Below are 23,104 nucleotides of genomic sequence, written 5' to 3'. Positions count from 1 at the left end.
GAGCCATGAAGACGTTCCCGATGTTTCTGAAAATGGCCGACCGGCGCGTTGTGATCGCGGGCGGCGGCGAACAGGCGGCGCAAAAGGCCCGCCTGATCCTGAAAACGGAAGCACGGATCGTCTTTCTGGCCCCTTGCCTTGAGGCGGAATTGCAGGCCATCGTCAATGACGGTCGTGCGGAACACGTCAGCCATCCGCCTGGCGTCGACGATTTCCGGGATGCCGCGCTGGTTTTTGTCGCTACGGGCGACGCGGCGCAAGATGTCGAACTGCATAACCTCGCCAAGGCGGCCGGTGTCGTTGTGAACGTTGTCGACCGGCCGGAATTATGTGACGCGCTGACGCCTTCTATCGTTGATCGGGACCCCGTGGTTGTCGCCATCGGGACCGAGGGCACTGCGCCTGTCCTGGGACGGATGATCAAAACGCAGATCGAAACGATGCTGGAGCCGCGCCTCGGCGGTCTGGCAGCGCTGGCCGGACGCATGCGCGATGCCGTCGCCGCAGCAATTCCAGATGATCAGCGCCGCGCATTCTGGAGGTGGGTGTTCCAGGAAGCACCACGCAATCTGCACAAACTGGGCCGCGAACGTGACGCAGCACGCAGCATCAAGGGCGCTTTGGCAAAAGGCAGGACACGCCGCGACGCGGGAATGATCAGCCTGGTCGGCGCCGGTCCGGGCAGCGCCGACCTATTAACCCTGCGCGCTGTGCAACGACTGCAGGAAGCGGACATCATATTCTATGACCGGTTGGTGCATCCCGATGTGCTGGAACTGGCCCGCCGCGACGCAGAACGCGTCTTCGTCGGCAAGGCCGTGGGTGCCTGCGAGTGGCCACAGGACCGGATCGATCGCGTGGTCATAGCGGCGGCGCGGGAGGGCAAGCGCGTCGTGCGGCTGAAAAGCGGTGACCCGTCGATCTTCGGGCGTGCGGAAGAGGAACTTCGTGCCGCAGATGAGGCAGGCCTGGCAACCGAAATCGTCCCCGGCATCACAGCGGCGAGTGCCGCAGCAGGGGCGCTCGGTCACTCGCTGACCGAACGGGGCGTATGTGACCGTCTGATGCTGACGACGGCGACGTTGCACGATGGCAGCGCGTCAGAGGATTGGGCGACGATGATGCGGCCCGGCTGTATGACCGCCTTTTACATGGGCACGCGCAAGGCTGACCAGATTCGGTCCAACCTGCTGGCAAGCGGCGTTCCCGCCGATGCGCCAGTTCACGTGGTGGCCTCGGCCAGTCTGCCCGACGAGAAACAGCTGCACAGCACCGTCGGCCAATTCGCGAATGACATGGCGCGGCAGGACATTTCGAACCCGGCCGTGATACTTGTGCAATATCCTTACGAAGCGGCCGTTGCCAAAGCCCCGATGATCGCCGCAGAATGATCAGCCATAGACATCGGTCAGATCGTACATCACCGGCTCGAAGCTCTTGCACAACGCGTTGATCCGGCGGTTGCGCTTGCGCATCTCGGGTGACCGAAGCATGTTCATGAAGTCTTCCCGGTCACGCCACTGGCTATAGTTGGCGATGCGCGTGTGAGCATCATTGACGTGAAACCCCGCCGCGATGAACCCTGGCTGATCGCAGATGAATTCATCATAGGCCGACCGCAACTCGTCCAGTAAATCCTCGCAGGTTCCCGGATTGACATCGAAGGTGGTGATTACGGTCTGGAGTGCTGTTTCCGAACTGATCTTCATTGGCTGTCCTCCTGAGCCGAGCTTAGCATCATCACGCGGATCACGTTAACCATCCTTTTACCATCCACAAGGCAGGGTCACCGCAGGAGGCCCGCCCGTGCGTTACATACCGATTGCCGCTTGTTTGATCGCCCTTCCCTTCATAGCCAGCGCCGGTGCCTGGCCCCGCGGCGCAGGGCATGCGTTTCTGTCCGTCGCCTATGAAGGCACCGCACGCAAGGATGCATTGGATCAAGACCGGCTGCAAGAAACCGAAGGTGAGGTCGAAACCTTTTCTTATTCAGCAATTTACGGTGAGTTCGGCGTCTCGGACCGCGTGACGCTGGGCATCGACATTGGCACCGAGGGCGAGCGATTTACGCAAAGCAACATCGTCTTCGCGTCTGTTTCAGTAGGGCCTGCTGATTGGCGACATCAGTTTGCATTGGAACTGGGAGTGGGCAACCGCGAAATCCCAACCTTCGGATTGCAGCGTGGAGAGACGGAAACCGTCTTCCGGCCGGGGCTGTCATGGGGTTATGGCTTTGACAGCCGCGTCGGCCCCGGCTGGGCCGCGCTCGATCTGAGGCAAGAGATCCGCCAAACGACGGATGAGACAGCCCTGAAGGCTGATTTGACGGTCGGCGTGACACCCGACGATAAATGGCAGTATTTCGTACAGTTTCAGGGAAACCATTACCCCCATGAAGACCCCAAGCTGCGCATCGTGCCAACCGCGGTGCGCCACTACACCGACTGGCTGGCACTGGAGAGCGCGTTGCTGGTTGAAACCCATGGCGGCAATCAACTGGGAGCGCGCATCGGGCTGTGGTTTACTTTCTGACCCGCTTGCGATCGAACCCGCTTCCGCTAGAGTGCGCGCATGAGCAAAACCGACCCGATCCGCCCCACCGATGGCGAGGCCCGTGAATTGGCGCGATCCTTGCTCTCGGGCGCTCTGTTCGGCGCGCTTGGCGTGATCGATCCGGACACTGGGCATCCCAGCGTGACGCGGGTGGCGGTTCTGGCTGAGCGCGGCCAACATCCAGTGACCCTGATCTCGAACCTGTCGGCACATACGCAGGCCTTACGGGTCGATCCACGCTGCTCGCTGCTGCTCGGTGAACCTGGAGAACGCGGTGACCCGCTTACCCATCCGCGCATCAGTTTGACTTGCAATGCGGATTTCATCGACCGCGCCAGCGCAACACATATCGCCATCCGCGACACCTACCTGAAGGTGCGGCCCAAGGCGACGCTCTATGTGGATTTTCCGGATTTTTCGTTTGTCCGACTCACCATCTCGGGTGCCGCACTGAATGGCGGCTTCGGGAAAGCGTTCATCCTGACGCCTGCGGATCTGGGGTTTCACGCACCGAACCGAGGCGGCTGAAGCAGGCGCACACCGTCGATCTGCCAGCCATCCGGCGTCTGTATCATATCGTATTCCAACAGATGCAGCCGTCCGTCCTGACCCTGAAGCAGCACGCGCTGACGGTTAGCGTCGTCCAATTCCAGAAAGGTGACGTCATCCGGTCGCCAAACCATCGGATAGCCATCAAGGACCATCGCGCCAAATCTCTCGGGCGTTTCGAAAATGGATTTGATGCCCGGCGACGCGTAGGAAAATGCTTCGGCCAAATCGTCAGTCAAGAACGCGTCGATCTGCTTCTGGATTACCGAGGGGATCGCCTCCTCAGCCGACTGCGCACGCAACGCGGTCACCGATAACGCGGAAAAGATTAGTGCAAGGAAAAGATGTCTCATGGTCGCCTCCGTCCTTCAGTATACTCCAAAAGGACGGAGGTGGATCAGATTAGGCGGCGGCGAGTTTCCCCGCCAGAGCATTGTCGATCAGCGCAATCGTTTCCTGCACACCGTAAAGGGCGATGAACCCGCCAAACCGTGGCCCCTGCGACGCACCCAGCAACACCTCGTAGAGCGCCTTGAACCAGTCACGAAGCGGCTCGAATTTATGCTCCTTGCCGACCGCGAACACCATCGTCTGCAGATCTTCGGCGTCGAGACCGCCATCCCAAGCCTCAAGCCGGGATTTCAAGTCCTCCAGCGCTTTCCGTTCCTGATCGGTGGGCGCGCGATAAACCTTCGCGGGCTTCACGAAGTCATTGTAGTAGCGCACTGCGAAGCCAGCGGCCGCGTCCATGTCCGGGTTCGACTCGGCGTTCGTTTCCGGTGCATAACGCTGAATGAAGCCCCAAAGCGTTTCCTTGCTTTCGGCCCCCGAAACGGAGGCAAGGTTCAGCAGCATTGCGAACGGCACGACCATGTTCGACTGGGGCACATTGTGGCCATGAATGTGATAGACCGGATTGGCCAACCGCGCCTTTTCATCCTGATCGGCGTAAGCCCGGAGCTGCTGGTGGTACTCGTCCACGGCTTTAGGGATGACGTCGAAATACATCCGCTTCGCCGTTTTGGGCTTCTGGAACATGAAGTAGGCCAGCGACTCCGTCGAGGCGTAGCTCAGCCATTCATCGATGGAGATACCGTTGCCCGAGGACTTGGAAATCTTCTGACCCTTATCGTCGAGGAACAACTCATAGGTGAAATGCTCGGGCTTCTTGCCGCCAAGAATTTCACAGATGCGGTCATAGATCGGCGTGTTGGTCGAGTGGTCCTTGCCATACATCTCGAAATCCACGCCGAGCGCAGCCCAACGCGCGCCGAAATCAGGCTTCCACTGCAGCTTCACGTTCCCGCCTGTAACCGGAAGCGTCCATTCCTTGCCGCCTTCATCGTCGAAAGTAACGGTGTAGTTTTCCGCATCCACATGCTTCATCGGCACATAGAGCACGCGCCCCGTTTCCGGATGGATAGGCAGGAAAATCGAATACGTCTGACGACGCTCCTCACGCAGCGATTTCAGCATGACCTTCATAACATCATCGTAGCGCTCGACAGCGCGCTTGAGCACCTCGTCGAACTGGCCAGATTTGTAGAAGTCAGTCGCGGAATAGAATTCGTAGTCGAACCCGAATGTGTCTAGGAAACGACGCAGCATGGCGTTGTTGTGATCGCCGAAGCTTTCGAATTGCTCGAACGGATCAGGCACGGAAGTCAAAGGCATTTGCAGATGCTCTTGCAGCATATCCTGATTGGGCACGTTGCCCGGCACTTTGCGCATGCCATCCAGATCGTCGGAAAAGCAGATCAGCTTCGTGGGGATGTCGCTGATGACCTCGAAGGCGCGGCGGATCATGGTCGTGCGCAGCACCTCGCCGAAGGTGCCGATATGAGGCAGACCGGAAGGGCCGTAGCCCGTTTCGAACAGGACATATCCCTTTTCCGGTGGCGACTTTTCATAGCGTTTGAGCACCCGGCGCGCTTCTTCGAAGGGCCAGGCTTTGGAACTCATCGCTGCGTCGCGGATATCGGACATGTCTCAAATCTCGATCAATTTACCGCAAACCCCGTGTCTGCGGTTGCGTCCCACCTATTGCGGTGGCATTGCCGCGTCAATATTCTGCACTGCAACGCTACGCCAGATAAGGATTTTCGTCGTGTCAGATCAGCAACCGTCGCTTACGGCTCAGGATGCCCTCGTCGCAATCATGATGGCGGTGTCTGCGTCGGACGAAAACATCCGTACCGCCGAGTTGGTGAAAATCCAGATGATCGTAAATCATCTGCCGATTTTTGCTGAGTATGACGTCGATCGTTTGAAGGTGGTCAGCCAAACGGTTTTCGACCTTTTCGAAGAAGAAGACGGCCTTGACGCGCTGTTCGGACTGATCCGGGACTCTCTGCCCGAACGGTTATATGAAACCGCTTATGCCGTGGCCTGCGACGTTGCCGCGGCCGACGGGCATCTTTATGAGCCGGAGCTTCGCCTGCTGGAAGAGATCCGTTACGAGTTGAATATCGACCGCCTGCATGCCGCCGCCATTGAGCGCGGATCGCGCGCCCGTCACGTTCACGCCTAGGCCGTGGGAGCAGCCCTGCCCCACAACCGCACCAGATCTTTCTGAAGCAACCGCGATCGGCCTGCCCAGCCAGACGCTCCGGCGGGGTTTTCTTCGTCGCCCGCCGGGATCAGCGCGCGCCTGTCCAGATCTGCGGTGAAGATAGCAAAGACCATATCCCGCCCACCTTGCGGACGAATATACCCCGCCAACGCACTGACGAAATTCAACGTGCCGGTTTTGGCCCGCACCTCGAAATTCTGCGGCCCGTCATTGGCCCCGGCCACGACAACACGCTTCATCAAGCTCTGAAGTGACCCATCTACGCCGAGAATACCAAGTGCTGCGACCATATCTGCGGCGGTAACACGCGAGGTATCCTCAAGCCCGGAATGATCCATGAACCGGGAATTGTTCATCCCGAGAGATAGTCGCGCCCATCTGGTCATATCACTGGCCGATGCCGCAAGATCATCCGGCACCGCGCCCATGCGCCGCTTGGACGCGCTCAAGCCGACTACCTCTGCCGTCAGATTCGTGGAATAGAGCAGCATGCCGCGCAGGATATCCGCCATCTCCGGGCTTGGACGAGCTGCGAGAACTGCTCCTGTGGGTTCCTCCAGAGACATTCGTGCCTGCGGCAGGTCTATGCCTTTTCGTCCGGCAATGGATCGGAATACCTCGCCCGCATACATCCCGCTTTGCCGGACGGGAAGCCACCGCGCGCCCCCTGATCCAAGCGCCGACCGCGCCACCGTCCAGCTTTCGCCACCCCTATCCGCTTTTTCGGAATAGACATAGACGGGCAATTCCCGTTCCGCGACCGAGACTTGGACGCGCTCGACCTTCGGCACGATGTTGCCTGTGCGCGCGTCCATCGTCAGTCCGTAATTCTCACCCTGCCTGCGCCATTCGAAATGCACGCGGTTATAGTTCAGGTTCAGCCCGGACACTGAAGGGTTATACCCCAGATGCTCCGGTTGCGTTGGGTCTATCGCCCGCACATAGGGCAGCGCCCCGGTCCAGACGAGAAAGTCCCCTTCCACCTTGCGAAGCCCCGCCCCCTGAAGCTGTTCGGCCAGGTCAGACAGATCATCGCTCGACAGGTCGGGTGCACCGTCACCTGCAAGGATAAGATCGCCCTGCAAGTTGCCATCTCGGATTGGTCCGGTCGCGATCACGCGGGTATCAAACCGATAGGCTGGCCCCAGTTGATCCAGCGCGTAAGCGGCAGTGATGGATTTTGCGACACTCGCGGGCGGCAGGGCGACATCCGCATCATGCGCAGCAATCGGCACGCCCGTTCGCGCATCGGCCAAGGCAAAGCAAACCTGGCCGCTCAATCCTGCCTCGGCCACGATCCTGCGCGAAGCGGCAGGGATATCCAATGGCTCGGGCTTGGCACCGCGTTTCCGGGGTAAGGGCGACAGGTCGACATTGGCAAGCACGGGGCTTGCTGCCCCGCTCAACATCGCTGCCAGCACATGCCGTCTCGTGAAAACTGTCATGGCGAGATTAAGCCAACAGAGGCGCGATGATGCAAGAGAAACCGCGCGGCAGCTACCGCACCCAGCCACCTTTCGCTCGTATTTCGGAGGATGAAATCGCGCGCAGGGGCATGCGAAGATAGCACCAGCACGGCGCGCTCGCCCCACCCAGCAGATGCGAATGCGATGAAGGCAGCCGTTTGGCCCGGAACAGACGTGCCGCATAAGCCGTCCGCGCCCAGATGGGCGTACCCGGTCGTGCCAGAACGCCCACAGGCACAGTCGCGAAGATGCTTGGCCAGCGCTCCCATCTGTGGACGCTCGCCAGATTGTCGCCCCCCATCAGCCAACTGAAACGCACAGACGGATAGATGCGCTGCAATTGCTCAAGGGTCTCCGCTGTGAAGCGGGTGTTCAGACGGCTTTCCAGATCGGTTACCTCGACGCGGGGATCGTCCATGATCTGGCGGGCGGCCAAAAGGCGGCGCTGAACCGTGGCTGGCCCTTCAGACTTCAACGGATTTCCCGGCGAAACCAGCCACCACACCCGGTCCAGGCCGAACCGCTTCAGCGCAACCTTGGTCAAATGCACGTGCCCGGCATGAGGCGGATCGAAGGACCCGCCCAGAAGGCCAATTTTCTGGCCCGCCCCCGCCAGCGGCATACCTGCTTTCATCGTCAACCTCCGGTCCGCCACGGCGCTGGACTAAATCATGACGGCGGTCGGTCCACAAGCAGCGCAGGGGTAGACGCGCTGGTTCCGGCAGCGCATGGTGACCCTAGGACAACGATGGATGGAGGCATCGCAATGAATTGGCGCAATCCTTTTCTGTGCACCCTGAGTATCGCGTTATTGCCCGTTGTTTCATGGGCGCAACAGGCAACGGACGCGGTGGACCCGGAAGCCACCACAAGCGGCACCGGCCAGATCATCACCGAGGCCGGACAAGCCGCACTGAACGCAAAGAATGCCGGCGAGCCGGTCACAGCGCAAAACTGGATGGTCGCCGCCGCCAACCCGCTGGCGGTGGAGGCCGGCGCAGAAATCCTGCGTACAGGCGGCACGGCGGCGGATGCGATGGTGGCCGTGCAGACCGTTCTGGGGCTGGTGGAGCCGCAGTCATCGGGGCTGGGAGGTGGTGCGTTTCTGGTCTGGTACGATGCCGCGACGGGAGAGCTGACCACGCTGGACGGTCGCGAGACAGCGCCGCTGGCAGCGACCCCCACCCTGTTCCAGGACGAAAACGGCGCGCCCTTGGCATTCTTCGATGCCGTGGTCGGCGGACGATCCGTAGGCACCCCCGGCACGCCTGCCCTTATGGAAGCAGCACATCGCAAATGGGGTAAGGCAAATTGGGGTCATCTGTTCGACGCAGGCATCGATCTGGCCTCGAACGGTTTCGAAGTCTCCCCTCGCCTGGCGGGCCTTGTGGCAGAGGATATCGACTTTCTGTCCCGCCATCAGGCAACAGCCGACTATTTTCTGCCCGGCGGCGCGCCGATTGCCGAGGGCGACACGCTGACCAATCCCGCCTATGCCGACACCCTGCGGGCGATCGCAAAGAATGGCGCAGACGCGTTTTATTCCGGCCCCATAGCTGAAGGGATAGTTGCTGCTGTCACCGGGGCCGAGAAAAACCCCGGCGTGCTGTCCACCATTGACCTGGCCCTGTATCAGGTGAAGGAGCGACCCGCAGTTTGTGCCAGTTACCGCGCGCATGACATTTGCGGCATGGGGCCACCCTCGTCTGGTGCCCTGACTGTGGGACAGATCCTGGGGATGCTGGACAACTACGATCTTGCGTCGATGGGATCAGACAGTGCCGACGCATGGCGGTTGATCGGCGATGCCTCGCGGTTGGCTTTCGCGGATCGCGGGCGCTATATGGCTGACAGCGATTTCGTGCCAGTGCCGACCGAAGGCCTTGTCGATCCGGCCTATCTGTCCAAACGCGCGAAGCTGTTGGAAGGCGACGACGCGCTTCCCGAAGTCACCGCCGGGTCACCCGAGTTCAGCCATGCGCTGAACTGGGCCGATGACCAATCGATCGAGCTTCCCTCGACCAGTCACATCTCCATCGTGGACAGCTACGGCAATGCCCTGTCAATGACCACGACCATCGAGAACGGGTTTGGCTCGCGCGTGACGGCGCCGGGCGGGTTCCTGCTGAACAACGAGCTCACGGATTTCTCTTTCGCGACACATGACGAAGGCACGCCGATCGCCAACCGCGTCGAGCCGGGGAAACGCCCTCGGTCTTCTATGTCCCCAACCATCGTGATGAAGGACGAAGCACCTGTTCTCGTCATCGGATCGCCCGGCGGATCACGCATTATCGGATATGTCGCGCAGTCGATCATCGCGCATCTCGACTGGGGAATGGATGTGCAGCAGGCCGTTGCCATGCCGCATCTGGTCAACCGATTCGGCACATATGATTTGGAAGCAGGCACCGGCGCGGAAGAGTTGGCCGGAGAGCTGGGCGAAATGGGATTTACGACCGAAATCCGCGACCTGACATCGGGGCTGCACGCCATCGCCATCACCGCTGACGGGTTGTCGGGCGGTGCTGATCCAAGACGCGAAGGTATTGCGCTCGGCGAATAAACGAACCAACCCGATAACACCGCCGGACCATCCGGCGGTGTTTCCAAGCGACCCTGCATGCCTTGGCGATTGAACCTGCCATCGGAAATGACTAAGCACGGCGCAGTAATTTCCACCCCAGTTTCACGACGGAGCGTTCCATGGCAGCCTATCAATACGTCTATCACATGGATGGTGTGTCCAAGACCTATCCCGGCGGCAAGAAGTGCTTCGAAAACATCCGCCTCAGCTTTTTGCCCGGTGTCAAGATCGGTGTCGTCGGCGTCAACGGCGCCGGTAAATCCACGCTGCTGCGGATCATGGCGGGCATAGACAAGGATTTCACGGGCGAGGCATGGGCCGCCGAAGGCGCACGCGTCGGATACCTGCCGCAGGAGCCGCAGCTCGACGAAACGCTCAACGTTCGCGAAAACGTCATGCTGGGTGTGGCGGAAAAGAAGGCCAAGCTGGACCGCTTCAACGAACTGGCCATGAACTACTCGGACGAAACCGCCGACGAGATGGCCGCGCTGCAAGACGAGATCGACAGCAACAACCTGTGGGATCTCGACAGCCAGATCGACGTCGCGATGGAAGCCCTGCGCTGCCCGCCCGATGACGCCGATGTCAGCACCTTGTCCGGCGGTGAAGCCCGCCGCGTCGCGCTGTGCAAGCTGCTGCTGGAAGCGCCCGACATGCTGCTTCTGGACGAACCGACCAACCACCTCGACGCGGAGACCATCGCGTGGCTGCAGCAACACCTGATTGACTACAAGGGCACGATCCTTTGCGTTACGCACGATCGTTACTTTCTGGACGACATCACCGGCTGGATCCTGGAACTCGACCGCGGTCGCGGTATCCCGTATGAAGGCAACTACTCCGCCTGGCTCGAACAGAAGGCCAAGCGGTTGGAGCAGGAAGCCCGCGAAGACAAATCCAAGCAGAAGACGCTGGAGCGCGAACTCGAATGGATGCGCCAATCACCGAAAGCGCGCCAAGCGAAATCCAAGGCACGGATCAACGCTTACAACGATATGGCCAACCAGTCCGAGCGTGAAAAGCTGAGCCGCGCCCAGATCATCATCCCCAACGGCCCGCGCCTTGGTGGCAAGGTGATCGAGGTCGAAGGACTGAAGAAGCATATGGGCGACAAGCAACTGATCGAGGGACTGGATTTTTCCCTGCCCCCCGGCGGCATTGTCGGCGTGATCGGCCCCAACGGTGCGGGTAAATCGACGCTGTTCCGGATGCTGACTGGTCAGGAACAACCCGATGAAGGCAGCATCACCTATGGTGACACGGTGCAGCTGTCCTATGTGGACCAGTCCCGCGATGCGCTCGACCCGAACAAAACGGCGTGGGAAGAGATTTCCGACGGCAACGAGATCATCCAACTGGGCGATGCAGAGATGAACAGCCGCGCCTATGCATCGGCGTTCAACTTCAAGGGCGGCGACCAGCAGAAGAAGGTCGGCCTGTTGTCAGGTGGTGAACGCAACCGCGTGCATATGGCGAAACTGCTGCGCTCCGGCGGCAACGTGCTGCTGCTCGATGAACCGACCAACGATCTGGACGTGGAAACCCTGCGCGCGCTGGAAGACGCGCTGGTCGATTTCGCGGGTTGTGCCGTCGTCATCTCGCACGACCGCTTTTTCCTTGACCGTATCTGCACGCATATCCTGGCTTTCGAGGGCGAGGCGCATGTTGAATGGTTCGAGGGCAACTTCGAGGACTATGAAGAAGACAAGAAACGTCGCTTGGGCGCAGACGCGTTGGAGCCAAAGCGGATCAAGCACAAGAAATTCACGAGGTAGTCGATGTTGCATGGTCGATCCGTCAGGATTTTTCTCGCAGATGGTTCCGCCACGGGCATACTTACCGCAGAAATAGTGAATTGGACCGGACAGGTCGTTTCCGCGCCTCGCACACGAATCGAAACCGCCCTAAAGTTCGACGAGCTAAAACGAACCGGGGTCTATCTACTCGTCGGTTTCGAGGCTGGAAATGAACTTCCGTCAGTTTACGTAGGTGAGGGCGACGAGATATCCAAACGTCTCAATAGGCACTCAAAAGATGAACACAAAGACTTTTGGGAAAGCTTTGTCGCGGTGACCAGCAAGGACATGAACCTAACCAAGGCCCATGCACGATACCTCGAAGGCCGCTTGATTACTCTTCTTAAAGAAGCAAAGAAGTGTCACGTTCTAAACAAGACTGATCCGCCATTCGACAAACTCCCCAAGGCGGACATATCGGATATGGACGCGTTTGTTGGCGAGCTGGGATTGCTCCTGCCGGTTGTTGGCGTGGATTTCCTAAGGAAACCTCGCCAAACATCCATGGATGGCCTGCCATCAGTATCTACAACTCGCTTTCAACTTCATCACTCATCCAAAGGCATCCACGCAAGCGCGGAAGAACTCGACGGAGAATTCGTCATTCTGCAGGGTTCTACGGGTAGTTTGAACGAGTCAGTTTCCTTCGACGAGAAAAGGCAAGCCTTCAGGCAACAGGTATTCGAGAGCGGCAGAGCCGAAAAGATCGATGCTTCTACTTTTCGACTCCTTGATGATGTCGCATGCTCAAGCCCCACCGCCGCAGCAGTGTTCTTGTTCGGCACGAGTAGAAATGGTCGAACAGATTGGCTGGTGTCCGGCTCGTCCACCACCTATGGTGAGTGGAAGTCTCAGTTTCTCGAGCCGGAAACAGACTAAACCCTTCCCAATCCAATATACTCACCGTTCGCAGTGAACCGGCAGCCGATGCTGTGCTGCATATTGGTGGTGGCATAGGTTCCGCGCACAGAATAGCCGCCTGAGGTATCCATCACCGCAGGTTCCATGATGATGTTGCCGGGCAACTGTGCATAGCGGACGGATGCCTCGTGACGACAGGCGTCGGGCATCTGGGAGACCTGAAAGAATTCGGGGCGTGGCGAGGTCGGGATCTGGGCGGCGTTCTCAGTGCATCCGGCTAGTGCCGTCAGACTCAGGCCGGTCGCGATCATCACATTGCGCATGGCGGTGGCTCCTTGTTGTTTGTCGCAAGGTTAGGCTTGCGCACCTTGTTGGTCAAACATCTTGACGCATGAACGCAAAACGCAGGGCCAAGGCCCTGCGTTCCAAACTCTTGCGAAAATCGCGCGAGGATTATTCCTCTGCTGCGACTTCCTCTTCGTCGGCTTCTTCCGCGCCTTCTGCGTTTTCTTGCGACTGCAGGCTCGACGGAGCCTGAATGTTCGCAATCACGAAGTCGCGATCGATGGTCGGCTTCGCGCCTTCCGGCAGATCGATCTGCGAAATGGTGATGGTGTCGCCGACGTTCTTGCCTTCGAGGTTGACGACAAGCTTTTCGGGGATGTCACCCGCGGTGACGATCAGTTCGACTTCCGGCCGCACGACAGTCAGAACACCACCGCGCTTGAGGCCAACGCATTCTTCCTCGCCCTCGAATTCGACGTGGATGAACAGGTTGACTTTCGACGTACGACGCAGGCGCATCAGGTCGAGGTGGGTCGGAAGATCCTTGACCACGTCGCGCTGAACATTGCGGCAGATCACGCGCACGTCTTCCTGCCCTTCAACCTTCAGGTTGAACAGTGTGGACAGGAAGCGGCCTGCCTTGAGCCGCTTGAGCAGCACGTTGAAGGGGATTTCGATCGCCAGAGGGTCTTGCCCACCGCCGTAAACGATGCCGGGTACGTTGCCTTCGCGGCGAGATTGACGAGCGGCCCCCTTGCCTGTCCCCGTCCGTACCGTGGCGTGAAGATCAGGAATCTGACCAGCCATGATGTATCTCCTAGATTATGGGGCATCCTCCAAGGGTGTATGCCCCGATGAAGCGCGGTCTATAGGCCGGTTGCCGGGAAAAGAAAAGGACTAAATCACCCTTATTTCATGCCTGCCAACGGCCTTCGAAACCCTCCGGTACAAGCAGCACCTCTCTGTCCAGCGTGTTCGCATCCTTGCGCCCACACAGCGCCATGGACACGTCGAGTTCCTTGTGAATGACCTCAAGCGCCCTGGTTACGCCCTTCTCGCCCATCGCGCCCAGCCCATAAATATAGGCGCGCCCGATCCAGACGCCTTTCGCCCCCATTGCGACGGCCTTCAGAACATCCTGCCCCGACCGGATACCGCTATCGAGGTGAATTTCCACCTGATCGCCAACTTCATCCACAATCGGGCGCAGCATACGGATCGAACTGAGCGCCCCGTCCAACTGGCGGCCGCCGTGGTTTGACACGACGATTGCGTCCGCGCCAACCTTGGCAGCCATTCTGGCATCTTCTACGTCCAGCACACCCTTGAGGATGACCTTGCCGCCCCACATCTCTTTGATCTTGGCAATCTTGTCCCAATTCAGGGTGGGATCGAAATTCTCCGCAGTCCAAGACATCAGCGAGGACGGATCGGACACCCCTTTCGCGTGACCGACGATATTGCCGAAGAAGCGCCGCTTGGTCTGAAGCATTTCCAGACCCCAGCCCCATTTCGTCGCAAGGTTCAGCATGGTGGGCACCGTCATCTTCGGCGGAGCAGACAGCCCATTTTTCAGGTCCTTGTGACGCTGCCCGAGGATTTGCAGATCCAACGTGATGACCAGTGCCGAGCATTTCGCCGCCTTCGCGCGTTCGATCACACGCCGCAGATAGTCTTCATCCTTTATCGCATAGAGCTGGAACCAGAAGGGTTTCTCGACATTTTCCGCCACATCCTCGATCGAGCAGATCGACATCGTCGACAGGGTGTAAGGCACACCAAACTTCTGAGCGGCGCGACAAGCCAGAATTTCACCATCGGCATGCTGCATGCCCGTCATGCCGACCGGAGCCAATGCAACCGGCATCGCCACGTCGTCGCCGATCATCTGGCTGGCAGTCGTGCGCCCGTCCATATCTACCGCAACGCGCTGACGCAGGCGAATCTGGTCGAAGTCCGAGGTGTTTTCACGGAAGGTCTGTTCAGTCCAGCTGCCGGATTCGCAGTAGTCATAGAACATCTTGGGCACCCGTCGCCGATAGATACGCTTCAGATCGTCGATTGTCGTAATCACCGGCATGGAAGACCCCTTTCAACTGGTAAACTTTAGTTACCAATCTTTCCGGAAAATGCAATCCGACGAACCATCCGCGTCACGGATCATCCATCACAGATGAGATCACTGCGGTGTGGTAGCGTGGTTTTGAGAAGTGGTACCGCCTCCCCGGCTTGAACGGGGGACCTCTGGATCCACAATCCAGCGCTCTAACCAACTGAGCTAAGGCGGCACGTGAGGCGCGGTTTAGCGCCGCGTTTCAACGAATGCAAGAGCACTCACGCAACGTCCAGCGCCTTTTCCCAGCATTGCTCTACCAGCGGCCGTCCGAACTCATGAACAGGAAACTCTTCAACCAATTCGAAACCCGAACGAACATAGAGCCGCACCGCCGCTGTGTGTTGCTTGAACGTCCGCACGCGCATCAGGCTTGTACCGTCTCGGCGTCCAGAGCGTTCGGCCTTGTGCAACATCAACCGACCGAGCCCCTGCCCCCGGCACGACGCAGCAATGTAGAAAAGTTTCAGCCGCGCGACCTGTGCATTTTCCCGAATCATGAACAGACTTCCGACCTGTTCCAGCCCCGCGCATGCGATCCAGCCATGATCGCGGATCGGATCAAAGGCGTCGACGGCACGCGCAACCACAGGGGCAAAGCTGTCATCAAACCCCTCCACGTCCCGATAATGTGCGCGATGAACGTCGATCACCCACCCGGTATCGCCGTTGGGATCGAACTCTCGCAACAAAATCCCCAGCGATTCTTCTGTCATACCTTGCCGCGACCTGTGCTATTGGATACTCGCCCCTCAATCTGAGGAGAATGGATCATGGGGATCAACACAGAAAGCGATATCAGCGCCAATCTGCAAATCGGTCCGACCGATCAAGATATGGTGCGCATTTTCGTCGAAGCCAACGGCGTCGAGATTCCGATGGATTTCGAACCAGACGAGGCTATCGAGATTGCCGAGGAAATCCGCGCCGCAGCCGAGCGCATACTGGGTGGGAAACCCGGCAAATCTAAGAAGGGCTGAGCAACGGATCACGCGCGGTCTGCAACCGAAACATCGCCGCGCGTGCCAGTTTCAGCGTTTGTACCTTGCGGCGCGAAGGCGCCAACAGTGTTTCCGGACCCCAGCGGACGATTTCGGCCCCAAAGCCATCTGCGAGGATAAGCCCGGTCTCATCAGGCAAAATGCCGATGGGAAAATCGGCATCTACGGCCCAGAAGAACCTGTCGGCCCATTCCAGGTAGCCCTTCCATTTGCTGTCGGCCGCAAAATCCGCGCGGCAGGATTTGCATTCCACGACCCAGATCTCGCCCTTCGGCCCCAACGCCGCCACATCCACCCGCAAGCCACGCGCAGGAACAAACTCTTGCACGCAAGAAAAGTCGAGACTTCTGAGATAGCGTGCCACCCCACGCGCCAGAAGTTGCCCAGCCTGATATGCGCCTTCAGATTGCACCATCTTCGGCACAATGAACAAAAGACGAACACCTTGCAAGGCTGGTGACGAATTTAGCGCACGAACCCACTTGCACCGCGCGCCTGCTCGCCCTACCTACTGTGGGTGGCGGGTGCTGCTCTTCTCGTGCCTGTGGCAAAATTCCGGTGGCCTTAAGCAATTCCGAGGGAGTTGGCTCTGATATGACCCTGGTCATGTTACCTGACGCCCACCTGTACATACAGGTCCTCGGGAATTGAAAGCCTCCACGGTCGCTGCGGGCCCGCCACGCTTTCCCATCAGTTTCAGGTAAATTTGCGACGTGCTTCCTGCGCTATGACATGGCGCATCTGAAGTCGCACGAGCCGGATCGAGAATTCTTCGGGCAGACACCGGACACCCGCTTGCGCCATGGTCCTGTATCCGCCCGCCCTCCATCGAAAGGCGTATCACCGGAACGACAGCGCAACAGCTCGGGCTCACCCCCTACCCTCGGTTCCCTGAAGGCCGCGGCAGAGTTTCGATTTCTGAATTAGGCCTTCCACCAGCCGGCTCAACCACGGCATCACCGCCATGCAGCCTATTTAACCCCGGATGCCAGCTTGTCTCTATTGACGATACTGACGGTCTACGCGAACTGGCACTGGCTCCGCCAGCCAAACGGGTTCTTTACGGCCCGAACGTGGCACGACATTGCCATCCGGCAAGGCCAATGCGAACTGAACGCCCGCGAACACGATCCCGTTGAAGAACCACAGCATAAAGCCAGCCACCCATCCCATATCACTCGTCAGCACCAGATGCCCGAGATTGGCTACATTCAAAGCAAGAAGCAGCGTGACGAACACAGCCGAGATCCCAAAGCCGATCAGTGACTGGCGAATATAGAGACGGACGAGATGAGGCATAATCTTCCTCCTTGGCTTCAACATCACGATAGGAACAGTTCTACGCGGGAACCACAACAGTGATTCGAAGAATATCATTTCGGCGCAAATACGCCCAGATTACTTACTCAGAAGGCTTCCGGACGTGCCTCGCGGGCCATGTGGTCCAGGACCGCATTCACGAATTTGGGCTCTCGCCCGTCTGGGAAGAATGCACCCGCAATGTTGACGAACTCGACGATCACGACTTTGGGCGGCGTATCGCTTTCGATCAACTCCGCGCAAGCGGCACGAAACAGCGCACGCAAGGTTGGGTCGATCCGGCCAAGCGGCCATTTCGCGACAAGTGCGCGGTCGGTCATCTGGTCAATCTTCGCCTGCCAGTTCACCGCGTCTTCGACGATCTTGCGGAACAGGTCGAGATCGCCTTCGGCCATCTCGTAATCCTCGAACTGTTCCCCGAAACGGTGATTGGCAAATTCGCGGGTGACCGCCTGGACGGTCTGCTCTGTGGTTTCCATTTGGAACAGTGCTTGCACGGAAAAGAGCCGCGCCGCAGACCGCATCTTGCGTTTCTGGTTACCCGACATCGGCTTGGGAGCCTCGGAGCCTTCGGAAAAGACGTCGTTGTGATCGGGCTTGTCAGGGTCGGTCATGCTGTGGTCGGTCCTTCCGCCTTACCGGCGATCTGAATGCCTTCGGGCTGGAAACCGATTTCCCGCCCCGAGCGACCCCATTTGCGTGATAGCGCGATCAAATGCAAGGCTGCCGCTGCCGCTCCCGCACCCTTGTTCTGTTTGTCCGGATTGGCGCGCACTTCCGCCTGAAGCAGGTTTTCCACTGTCAGGATGCCATTGCCAATACTCGCGCCTTCCAGTCCCAGAAGTGTGATCGCCCGCGAACTGTCGTTGCAGACCGTTTCGTAATGCGTGGTCTCGCCTCGCACGACACAGCCAAGCGCAACGAATCCGTCGAAATTGGACTGGCGATACGCGATGCTGATCGCTGCCGGGATTTCCAGTGCGCCCGGGACTTCGACCGTCTCATGACTGGCTCCGGCCGCGTCCAGCTCAGCCCGCGCCCCCGATAGAAGATCGTCTGCTATCGCTTTGTAATAAGGAGAGATTACGATCAGAACCTTGGTCGGTTTGTCGAACTCCGGGCGCGGCAGGATGTAATGCTGTTCTGAAGATGCCATGCGTCAGGACTCCTTGACCAGGTTGAGCGGGATGGGGCGCGTATCTTCGATTTCAAGACCATAAGCCTCGAGCCCCACGATCTTGGGCTTCACCGAATTGGTCAATAGGACCAGTTTCGAAATACCCAAAGATGACAGAATCTGCGCACCCAGCCCGTATTGGCGCAGCGTCTGGGGCGACACGTGATCATCCGCGACCAACTTCATGGTGGTGTCGCGCAAAAGGACAAGTGCGCCCCGTCCTTCATCGGCTATCAATTCCATGGCCTGGCCGAATTCACTGCTGCGACCGGGCTGGCCCAGCCCAATAACATCGAGCATCGGGTCCAGCGCGTGCATACGCACCAGAACCGGATCATCGCCCGACAGATCACCCTTGATCAGCGCGATGTGCTCTGCCCCCTGCGTTTCGTCGGTGTAGATACGCAGATTCCATTCGCCACCGAATTCTGACTGCACGGTCCGCTCTTCGCTGACACGCACCAAATTGTCGTAGCGGCGGCGGTAAGCGATCAGGTCGCTGATCGTGCCGATCTTCAGGTTATGCCTCTGGGCGAAGGCCACCAGATCGGGCAGCCGCGCCATGGTCCCGTCTTCGTTCATGATTTCGCAAATCACGCCCGATGGGTTCAGCCCGGCGAGACGCGCGACGTCGACTGCGGCCTCTGTATGGCCCGCGCGAACCAGCACACCACCATCACGGGCGCGGAGTGGGAAGATGTGGCCCGGCGTCGCGATATCCGTGCCGGTCTTGGATGGATCGATCGCCACAGCAACCGTACGCGCCCGGTCATGCGCCGAAATTCCGGTGGTCACACCTTCGCGCGCTTCGATCGATACGGTGAACGCGGTTTCGTGCCGTGACGAGTTCTGCGACGCCATCAACGGCAAACCCAGCGCGTCAATCCGTTCTCCCGTAAGCGTCAGGCAGATCAACCCCCGTCCCTGCGACGCCATGAAATTGATCGCCTCCGGTGTTGCCATCTGCGCAGGGATCACCAGATCGCCTTCGTTCTCGCGGTCTTCGTGATCTACGAGAATGAACATCCGACCGTTGCGGGCATCCTCGATGATCTCTTCGATACTGGAGATCGCGTCGTGATAGCTGGTGTCCATACCGTCTGCCTTTGCGTCCTGTGTCGGCTGCCACATAGCCGCTGGGCCCGACAAATTCCAGCCATCACGAACAAGCCATGCCCCGACGACCGTCAGGTTTTCGCGAAATAGCGGTCCGACGGCAGATAGGCGGCGAAGTTGCCCGCCGCCGTCCACTCCCTTTCGAATGCCGTTTCACCGACCAGAACGACTGACGCACCGCGCAGCCTGGTGTCGCTCAGCGTCCGGCGCATCCTGTCGCGAACGGCGGACCAGCTATCAGTGAATGGCGGTGCCTCGCGTATATCGCAAAGGCTGATAGCATGGTCTTCTTCCAAGCGACGGGCAATGTGCAGCGGGTCGTGCGGCTGATGAGCGGCAACAAGAATATCGCCGTTCCGGATTGCTGCTAGCTTCTCCGCCCGTTCCCGGGGAACTTTCTGCGAGACTTTCACAAGATGTAACGCATTGGAAGAAAACAGGAAACCTACGATATCGCATCCCGATGTGGCGCGAACCGTCGCGTAAGTTTTGTAGTCCAACCCAAGCTCTTCAGCCCGGCGCACACGCTGGCGAATAATCTGCAACGGCAGGACGGGCAGCAGATCGCGCCGAGCCTTTCCCCAGCAATGCTTGCGCCAGCTTGTGCCCTTTTCCAGCGTGGGGCCACCATTATGCCCGATCATGCCTTGTTCCACCGGTTCCAGCTTTGTAGCCGCTCAACATAGCGGGCCATGGTATCGATCTCCAGATTGATGTCATCACCCTTGACGATATCACCCCAGGTCGTGACTTCCTTGGTGTGCGGGATCAGGTTCACGCCGAACCGCCGATCCATGACGTCATTCACGGTCAGCGAGGTTCCATTCAGCGCGACCGACCCCTTGGACGCGATGAAAGGCGCAAGGGCCTCGGGTGCTTCAAAGGTGATGCGTGTGCTATCACCGTCATCAACGATTTCAACCACCTTGGCCAAACCGTCGACATGGCCGGACACGATATGACCGCCCAGCTCATCGCCTACCTTCAGTGCGCGCTCGAGGTTGATTCGTCGCCCCGGAGCCCAGCCGCCCAGCGTGGTTTTGGACAGCGTTTCCGCCGAGGCCTCCACGTCAAACCAACCCCCGTCATTCTCGGGAGCGCTCTTGCCCTTATCGACCACTGTCAGGCAAACACCATCACAGCATATAGACGCCCCCATATCGATCCCGTCCGGTTCATAGCGGGTTCCGATGCGGATACGCAGATCCCCACGCTGTTCGGTTTCCAGTACGACGCCGACATCTGTAACGATTCCCGTAAACATGAGCTTCTCCGCTGCCCTGATCTCTCCCATTCGACTAGCGCTCCACGCCCACAGTCGCAAGAACGACACGCGGAAATCTGCAATCGGTGGATGCATCGCGCTTCAATTGCCAAGAAGTCTGGCATGCGCCTGCGTCATTGGGTAACACTGCCATAGGCAAGAACACAGACGCGGAACAGGGGGCAACGCGAAGGTGAGAAACTTGAGAGAGCTGGGCAGAAGCACCGTCATGGCACTGTCCATCCTTGCGCTTGCGGGCTGTAGCGGTGCAATACCGCGCACAGGCCCGACCAAGGGCGAGATATTCGATTCGGCTGTCCAGAAAGCCGGAAACACCTATGTCGTGGAAGCGTCACAGCCCGTTGCTCGGGCGACCTTCTATTCTCCCGCGATGGGCTTTTCGTCCGGTTTCAGAAATGCAGGAGAAATCCAGCCGGACATCATCCATTCAGGCGACACGTTGGGCCTGACCATCTGGGAAAACGTGGATGAGGGATTGTTGGGTGTGGGCGGTGCGCCGGTCCCACTCGAACGGGTCCAGGTTGACAGCAGCGGTATGATATTCGTGCCCTATGCCGGTCGCGTGCTGGCAGCGGGCAAGTCGCCCGAGGAATTGCGCGGCCTGTTGACACGCAAACTTGAAACCCAAACACCTGATCCGCAGATCGTCGTGACACGTTCCGCAGGCGATGGCGCAACGGTGTCAGTATCAGGAAAGGTCAGTGCGCAAGGCGTCTATCCAATCCAGCGGCCTACCCTGCGACTGTCGTCGATGCTGGCCCGCGCAGGCGGCGTAACGATCGAGCCTGAAATCGCGCAAGTCACCGTCCTTCGCGGCAGTCAAAGCGGCAAGGTCTGGTTCGACTCGCTCTACGCCAACCCCTCGAACGATATCGCGTTGCGCGCGGGCGACCGCATTCTGGTGGAAGCTGACGAACGTTTCTACACGGCGGTCGGTGCCACTGGTCGACAAAGCCGCGTGCGGTTCGAGACACAGGAACTGTCGGCCATCGAAGCCATCGCCCAGGTCGGCGGCCTGTCCGGCATCGCCGCGGACCCGACGGGTATCTTCGTGCTGCGGCAGGAACCACCCGAGGTGGCAAGGCGCGTGCTCGGCCTGTCCAATATCACATCGCCGCAGCAGGTGGCCTATATCTTCAATCTGACCTCGGCGGATGGCTTATTCGTGGCGCGTAATTTCAACATCCGTGACGAAGATACGATCTATGTCACCGAAGCGCCTGTGACGCAGTTTAACAAGGCTGTGGCTGCGATCTTCGGGTCACTCAGCACCGTGGCCGCGGTTCAGACGGTTTCGGCAAGATAAGCATGGAAGGGCCGGCCTCAGCCGGCCCGCCGCACCCAGCGATGCATAACGTCGCCACCAATCACACGACTTTCTTGCAAGTCAAAACGTGGCGCATCGGCAAGCCGCTTCAGCGACATATCGCCGATGGATGGTCGTCCATCCGCACCGATCACGAGCCCTGCAGAGAACCCGATCAACTCATCGACCAACCCGGCGCGCAGCAACGACGCTGTCAATGTTCCGCCGCTCTCGCTGAAGACGCGCGTCAGTCCCTGCTCTGCCAGTGCCTTCATGACCGCCAAGACATCCAATCCTGTTGATGTCCCCAAAACGGGTAGACACCTGGCACCGAGCGCCTCCCATGATTGCACCTTCGCGTCGCCGACAGTGTGTCCATGGACAAGCCACAGCTGCGCATGATCCAGGTTTCGGACCAAACGGCTTTCGACAGGCAAATCCAGACCACGCGAGAGCACCACGCGAACGGGCTGTCGCACTGCCCCCTGCCCGCGCACAGTCAGTTCCGGATCATCTGCCCGCGCCGTGGCGCCACCGATCAGGACCGCATCATGTCGCGCACGCATCCCGTGAACGACACGGCGGGCATCGGGGCCAGTAATCCATTGGCTTTCGCCCGCTCCGGTTGCAATCCGTCCGTCGAAGCTGCTGGCAAGCTTTTGCGACAGCATTGGGCGGCCCTGCTGAACCCGCGACAGAAACCCCGAATGCGACCGTCGCGCGGCGTCCTCGCAAACACCGGTCACAACATCGATGCCCGCATGCCGCAATCCCGCAAGACCCCCACCATCGACGCGCGGATCAGGGTCAGTCAACGCCACGACGACCCTTGCTATGCCAGCCGCGATCAACGCATCTGCGCAGGGCGGGCTTTTGCCGTGATGGGAACAGGGCTCCAGCGTAACATAGGCGGTCGCACCTTTCGCGGCTGCGCCAGCTTGGGATAGCGCCACGACTTCCGCATGAGGACGCCCGCCGGGTTGTGTCCACCCACGCCCAACGATCCTGTCATCGCGCACGATCACACAGCCGACCGCCGGGTTGGGCCATGTGTTACCCAGCCCGCGCGCACCTAGTGACAGCGCAAGCTGCATATAGCGCGCTTCGCTCATGGGAT

General features: G+C 59.3%; 26 protein-coding genes and 1 tRNA gene. 9 read left to right on the top strand and 18 right to left on the bottom strand.

Annotated features, from left to right (window positions below; translation table 11 throughout):
- The first annotated feature begins 5 nt into the window (after positions 1–5).
- Positions 6–1,391, top strand: a complete 1,386-nt coding sequence (gene cysG / locus FPZ52_RS03730; RefSeq protein WP_146363837.1) for a siroheme synthase CysG — start codon at positions 6–8, stop codon at positions 1,389–1,391.
- Here the strand turns inward: cysG and FPZ52_RS03725 are convergent, their stop codons facing one another.
- Positions 1,392–1,709, bottom strand: a complete 318-nt coding sequence (locus FPZ52_RS03725; protein ID WP_146363835.1) for an antibiotic biosynthesis monooxygenase family protein — start codon at positions 1,707–1,709, stop codon at positions 1,392–1,394.
- Positions 1,710–1,806: 97 nt separating this feature from the next.
- Between FPZ52_RS03725 and FPZ52_RS03720 the strand changes: the two genes are divergently transcribed.
- Both FPZ52_RS03720 and FPZ52_RS03715 read left to right on the top strand, forming a co-directional pair.
- Positions 1,807–2,532 carry a hypothetical protein gene (locus FPZ52_RS03720; RefSeq protein WP_146363832.1) on the top strand — a complete coding sequence of 242 codons (726 nt, stop codon included), beginning with the start codon at positions 1,807–1,809 and terminating at the stop codon, positions 2,530–2,532.
- Positions 2,533–2,571: 39 nt separating this feature from the next.
- Complete coding sequence (locus FPZ52_RS03715; protein ID WP_146363830.1) at positions 2,572–3,081, top strand: HugZ family pyridoxamine 5'-phosphate oxidase; 510 nt, start codon at positions 2,572–2,574, stop codon at positions 3,079–3,081.
- On the opposite strand, the gene FPZ52_RS03710 is transcribed toward FPZ52_RS03715, so the two are convergent.
- Together FPZ52_RS03710 and FPZ52_RS03705 are read right to left on the bottom strand one after the other, a co-directional pair.
- Positions 3,057–3,455: a DUF4864 domain-containing protein gene (locus FPZ52_RS03710; protein WP_146363828.1), complete on the bottom strand. Its 399-nt coding sequence runs from the start codon at positions 3,453–3,455 to the stop codon at positions 3,057–3,059. The two genes, FPZ52_RS03715 and FPZ52_RS03710, sit on opposite strands and share 25 nt — an antisense overlap.
- A gap of 49 nt (positions 3,456–3,504) precedes the next feature.
- Entirely contained in the window at positions 3,505–5,088 is a 1,584-nt protein-coding gene (locus FPZ52_RS03705) for a lysine--tRNA ligase (protein WP_146363827.1), read from the bottom strand.
- A gap of 121 nt (positions 5,089–5,209) precedes the next feature.
- Between FPZ52_RS03705 and FPZ52_RS03700 the strand changes: the two genes are divergently transcribed.
- A complete protein-coding gene (locus tag FPZ52_RS03700; RefSeq protein ID WP_276617443.1) occupies positions 5,210–5,632 on the top strand; it encodes a tellurite resistance TerB family protein in 423 nt (140 codons plus the stop codon).
- Here the strand turns inward: FPZ52_RS03700 and dacB are convergent.
- Both dacB and FPZ52_RS03690 read right to left on the bottom strand, forming a co-directional pair.
- The gene (dacB, locus tag FPZ52_RS03695; RefSeq protein WP_146363823.1) at positions 5,629–7,119 is read right to left on the bottom strand and encodes a D-alanyl-D-alanine carboxypeptidase/D-alanyl-D-alanine endopeptidase; all 1,491 of its coding nucleotides are present in this window, start codon (positions 7,117–7,119) and stop codon (positions 5,629–5,631) included. The genes FPZ52_RS03700 and dacB overlap by 4 nt on opposite strands.
- A 52-nt stretch (positions 7,120–7,171) precedes the next feature.
- Positions 7,172–7,774 carry a nicotinate-nucleotide adenylyltransferase gene (locus FPZ52_RS03690; protein ID WP_146363821.1) on the bottom strand — a complete coding sequence of 201 codons (603 nt, stop codon included), beginning with the start codon at positions 7,772–7,774 and terminating at the stop codon, positions 7,172–7,174.
- A 132-nt stretch (positions 7,775–7,906) separates the two neighbouring features.
- Between FPZ52_RS03690 and ggt the strand changes: the two genes are divergently transcribed.
- The 3 genes from ggt to FPZ52_RS03675 all read left to right on the top strand — a co-directional run bounded on the left by ggt (position 7,907) and on the right by FPZ52_RS03675 (position 12,402).
- The gene (ggt, locus tag FPZ52_RS03685; RefSeq protein WP_146363819.1) at positions 7,907–9,706 is read left to right on the top strand and encodes a gamma-glutamyltransferase; all 1,800 of its coding nucleotides are present in this window, start codon (positions 7,907–7,909) and stop codon (positions 9,704–9,706) included.
- A gap of 140 nt (positions 9,707–9,846) precedes the next feature.
- Positions 9,847–11,502 carry an energy-dependent translational throttle protein EttA gene (gene ettA / locus FPZ52_RS03680; RefSeq protein ID WP_146363817.1) on the top strand — a complete coding sequence of 552 codons (1,656 nt, stop codon included), beginning with the start codon at positions 9,847–9,849 and terminating at the stop codon, positions 11,500–11,502.
- Positions 11,503–11,505: 3 nt separating this feature from the next.
- The gene (locus FPZ52_RS03675) at positions 11,506–12,402 is read left to right on the top strand and encodes a GIY-YIG nuclease family protein (protein ID WP_146363815.1); all 897 of its coding nucleotides are present in this window, start codon (positions 11,506–11,508) and stop codon (positions 12,400–12,402) included.
- On the opposite strand, the gene FPZ52_RS03670 is transcribed toward FPZ52_RS03675, so the two are convergent.
- From FPZ52_RS03670 to FPZ52_RS03650, 5 genes are all read right to left on the bottom strand, one after another.
- Positions 12,399–12,707, bottom strand: coding sequence for a hypothetical protein (locus FPZ52_RS03670; protein WP_146363813.1), 309 nt, complete (start codon positions 12,705–12,707; stop codon positions 12,399–12,401). The two genes, FPZ52_RS03675 and FPZ52_RS03670, sit on opposite strands and share 4 nt — an antisense overlap.
- Before the next feature lie 130 nt (positions 12,708–12,837).
- Complete coding sequence (locus FPZ52_RS03665) at positions 12,838–13,476, bottom strand: 50S ribosomal protein L25/general stress protein Ctc (protein WP_146363811.1); 639 nt, start codon at positions 13,474–13,476, stop codon at positions 12,838–12,840.
- 106 nt (positions 13,477–13,582) lie between these two features.
- On the bottom strand, positions 13,583–14,749 hold the full coding sequence (locus FPZ52_RS03660; protein ID WP_146363809.1) for an alpha-hydroxy acid oxidase: 1,167 nt from the start codon (positions 14,747–14,749) through the stop codon (positions 13,583–13,585).
- 131 nt (positions 14,750–14,880) lie between these two features.
- Positions 14,881–14,957: transfer RNA gene (locus tag FPZ52_RS03655), tRNA-His, on the bottom strand.
- A gap of 46 nt (positions 14,958–15,003) precedes the next feature.
- Positions 15,004–15,498 (bottom strand): GNAT family N-acetyltransferase, encoded by a 495-nt coding sequence (locus tag FPZ52_RS03650; RefSeq protein ID WP_146363807.1) that lies wholly within the window; start codon positions 15,496–15,498, stop codon positions 15,004–15,006.
- Between the two features lie 57 nt (positions 15,499–15,555).
- Here FPZ52_RS03650 and FPZ52_RS03645 point away from each other — a divergent pair, with 57 nt between their 5' ends.
- The gene (locus FPZ52_RS03645) at positions 15,556–15,762 is read left to right on the top strand and encodes a DUF6324 family protein (RefSeq protein ID WP_146363805.1); all 207 of its coding nucleotides are present in this window, start codon (positions 15,556–15,558) and stop codon (positions 15,760–15,762) included.
- Here FPZ52_RS03645 and FPZ52_RS03640 read toward each other — a convergent pair.
- The 7 genes from FPZ52_RS03640 to FPZ52_RS03610 form a co-directional block, all read right to left on the bottom strand.
- Positions 15,749–16,198: an MmcB family DNA repair protein gene (locus FPZ52_RS03640; protein ID WP_146363803.1), complete on the bottom strand. Its 450-nt coding sequence runs from the start codon at positions 16,196–16,198 to the stop codon at positions 15,749–15,751. The two genes, FPZ52_RS03645 and FPZ52_RS03640, sit on opposite strands and share 14 nt — an antisense overlap.
- A 584-nt stretch (positions 16,199–16,782) precedes the next feature.
- Positions 16,783–17,082 (bottom strand): hypothetical protein, encoded by a 300-nt coding sequence (locus tag FPZ52_RS03635; protein ID WP_146363801.1) that lies wholly within the window; start codon positions 17,080–17,082, stop codon positions 16,783–16,785.
- Between the two features lie 107 nt (positions 17,083–17,189).
- The gene (nusB, locus tag FPZ52_RS03630; protein WP_146365645.1) at positions 17,190–17,651 is read right to left on the bottom strand and encodes a transcription antitermination factor NusB; all 462 of its coding nucleotides are present in this window, start codon (positions 17,649–17,651) and stop codon (positions 17,190–17,192) included.
- A gap of 62 nt (positions 17,652–17,713) precedes the next feature.
- A complete protein-coding gene (locus tag FPZ52_RS03625; protein ID WP_146363799.1) occupies positions 17,714–18,259 on the bottom strand; it encodes a 6,7-dimethyl-8-ribityllumazine synthase in 546 nt (181 codons plus the stop codon).
- Positions 18,260–18,262: 3 nt separating this feature from the next.
- Complete coding sequence (ribB, locus tag FPZ52_RS03620; protein WP_146363797.1) at positions 18,263–19,411, bottom strand: 3,4-dihydroxy-2-butanone-4-phosphate synthase; 1,149 nt, start codon at positions 19,409–19,411, stop codon at positions 18,263–18,265.
- A gap of 56 nt (positions 19,412–19,467) precedes the next feature.
- Positions 19,468–20,040 carry a hypothetical protein gene (locus FPZ52_RS03615; RefSeq protein ID WP_146363795.1) on the bottom strand — a complete coding sequence of 191 codons (573 nt, stop codon included), beginning with the start codon at positions 20,038–20,040 and terminating at the stop codon, positions 19,468–19,470.
- Positions 20,037–20,660 carry a riboflavin synthase gene (locus FPZ52_RS03610; RefSeq protein WP_146363793.1) on the bottom strand — a complete coding sequence of 208 codons (624 nt, stop codon included), beginning with the start codon at positions 20,658–20,660 and terminating at the stop codon, positions 20,037–20,039. Before FPZ52_RS03610 ends, FPZ52_RS03615 begins: the two co-directional genes overlap by 4 nt.
- A 229-nt stretch (positions 20,661–20,889) precedes the next feature.
- On the opposite strand from FPZ52_RS03610, the gene FPZ52_RS03605 reads away from it, so the two are divergent.
- Positions 20,890–21,987 carry a polysaccharide biosynthesis/export family protein gene (locus FPZ52_RS03605; protein WP_146363791.1) on the top strand — a complete coding sequence of 366 codons (1,098 nt, stop codon included), beginning with the start codon at positions 20,890–20,892 and terminating at the stop codon, positions 21,985–21,987.
- Between the two features lie 17 nt (positions 21,988–22,004).
- Here FPZ52_RS03605 and ribD read toward each other — a convergent pair whose 3' ends face one another.
- Complete coding sequence (gene ribD / locus FPZ52_RS03600) at positions 22,005–23,099, bottom strand: bifunctional diaminohydroxyphosphoribosylaminopyrimidine deaminase/5-amino-6-(5-phosphoribosylamino)uracil reductase RibD (RefSeq protein WP_240804395.1); 1,095 nt, start codon at positions 23,097–23,099, stop codon at positions 22,005–22,007.
- Positions 23,100–23,104: the final 5 nt, after the last annotated feature.

This window comes from Qingshengfaniella alkalisoli, assembly GCF_007855645.1.
Taxonomy (GTDB): Bacteria; Pseudomonadota; Alphaproteobacteria; order Rhodobacterales; family Rhodobacteraceae; genus Qingshengfaniella; species Qingshengfaniella alkalisoli.
This window is presented reverse-complemented; position numbering and strand designations above follow the sequence as displayed.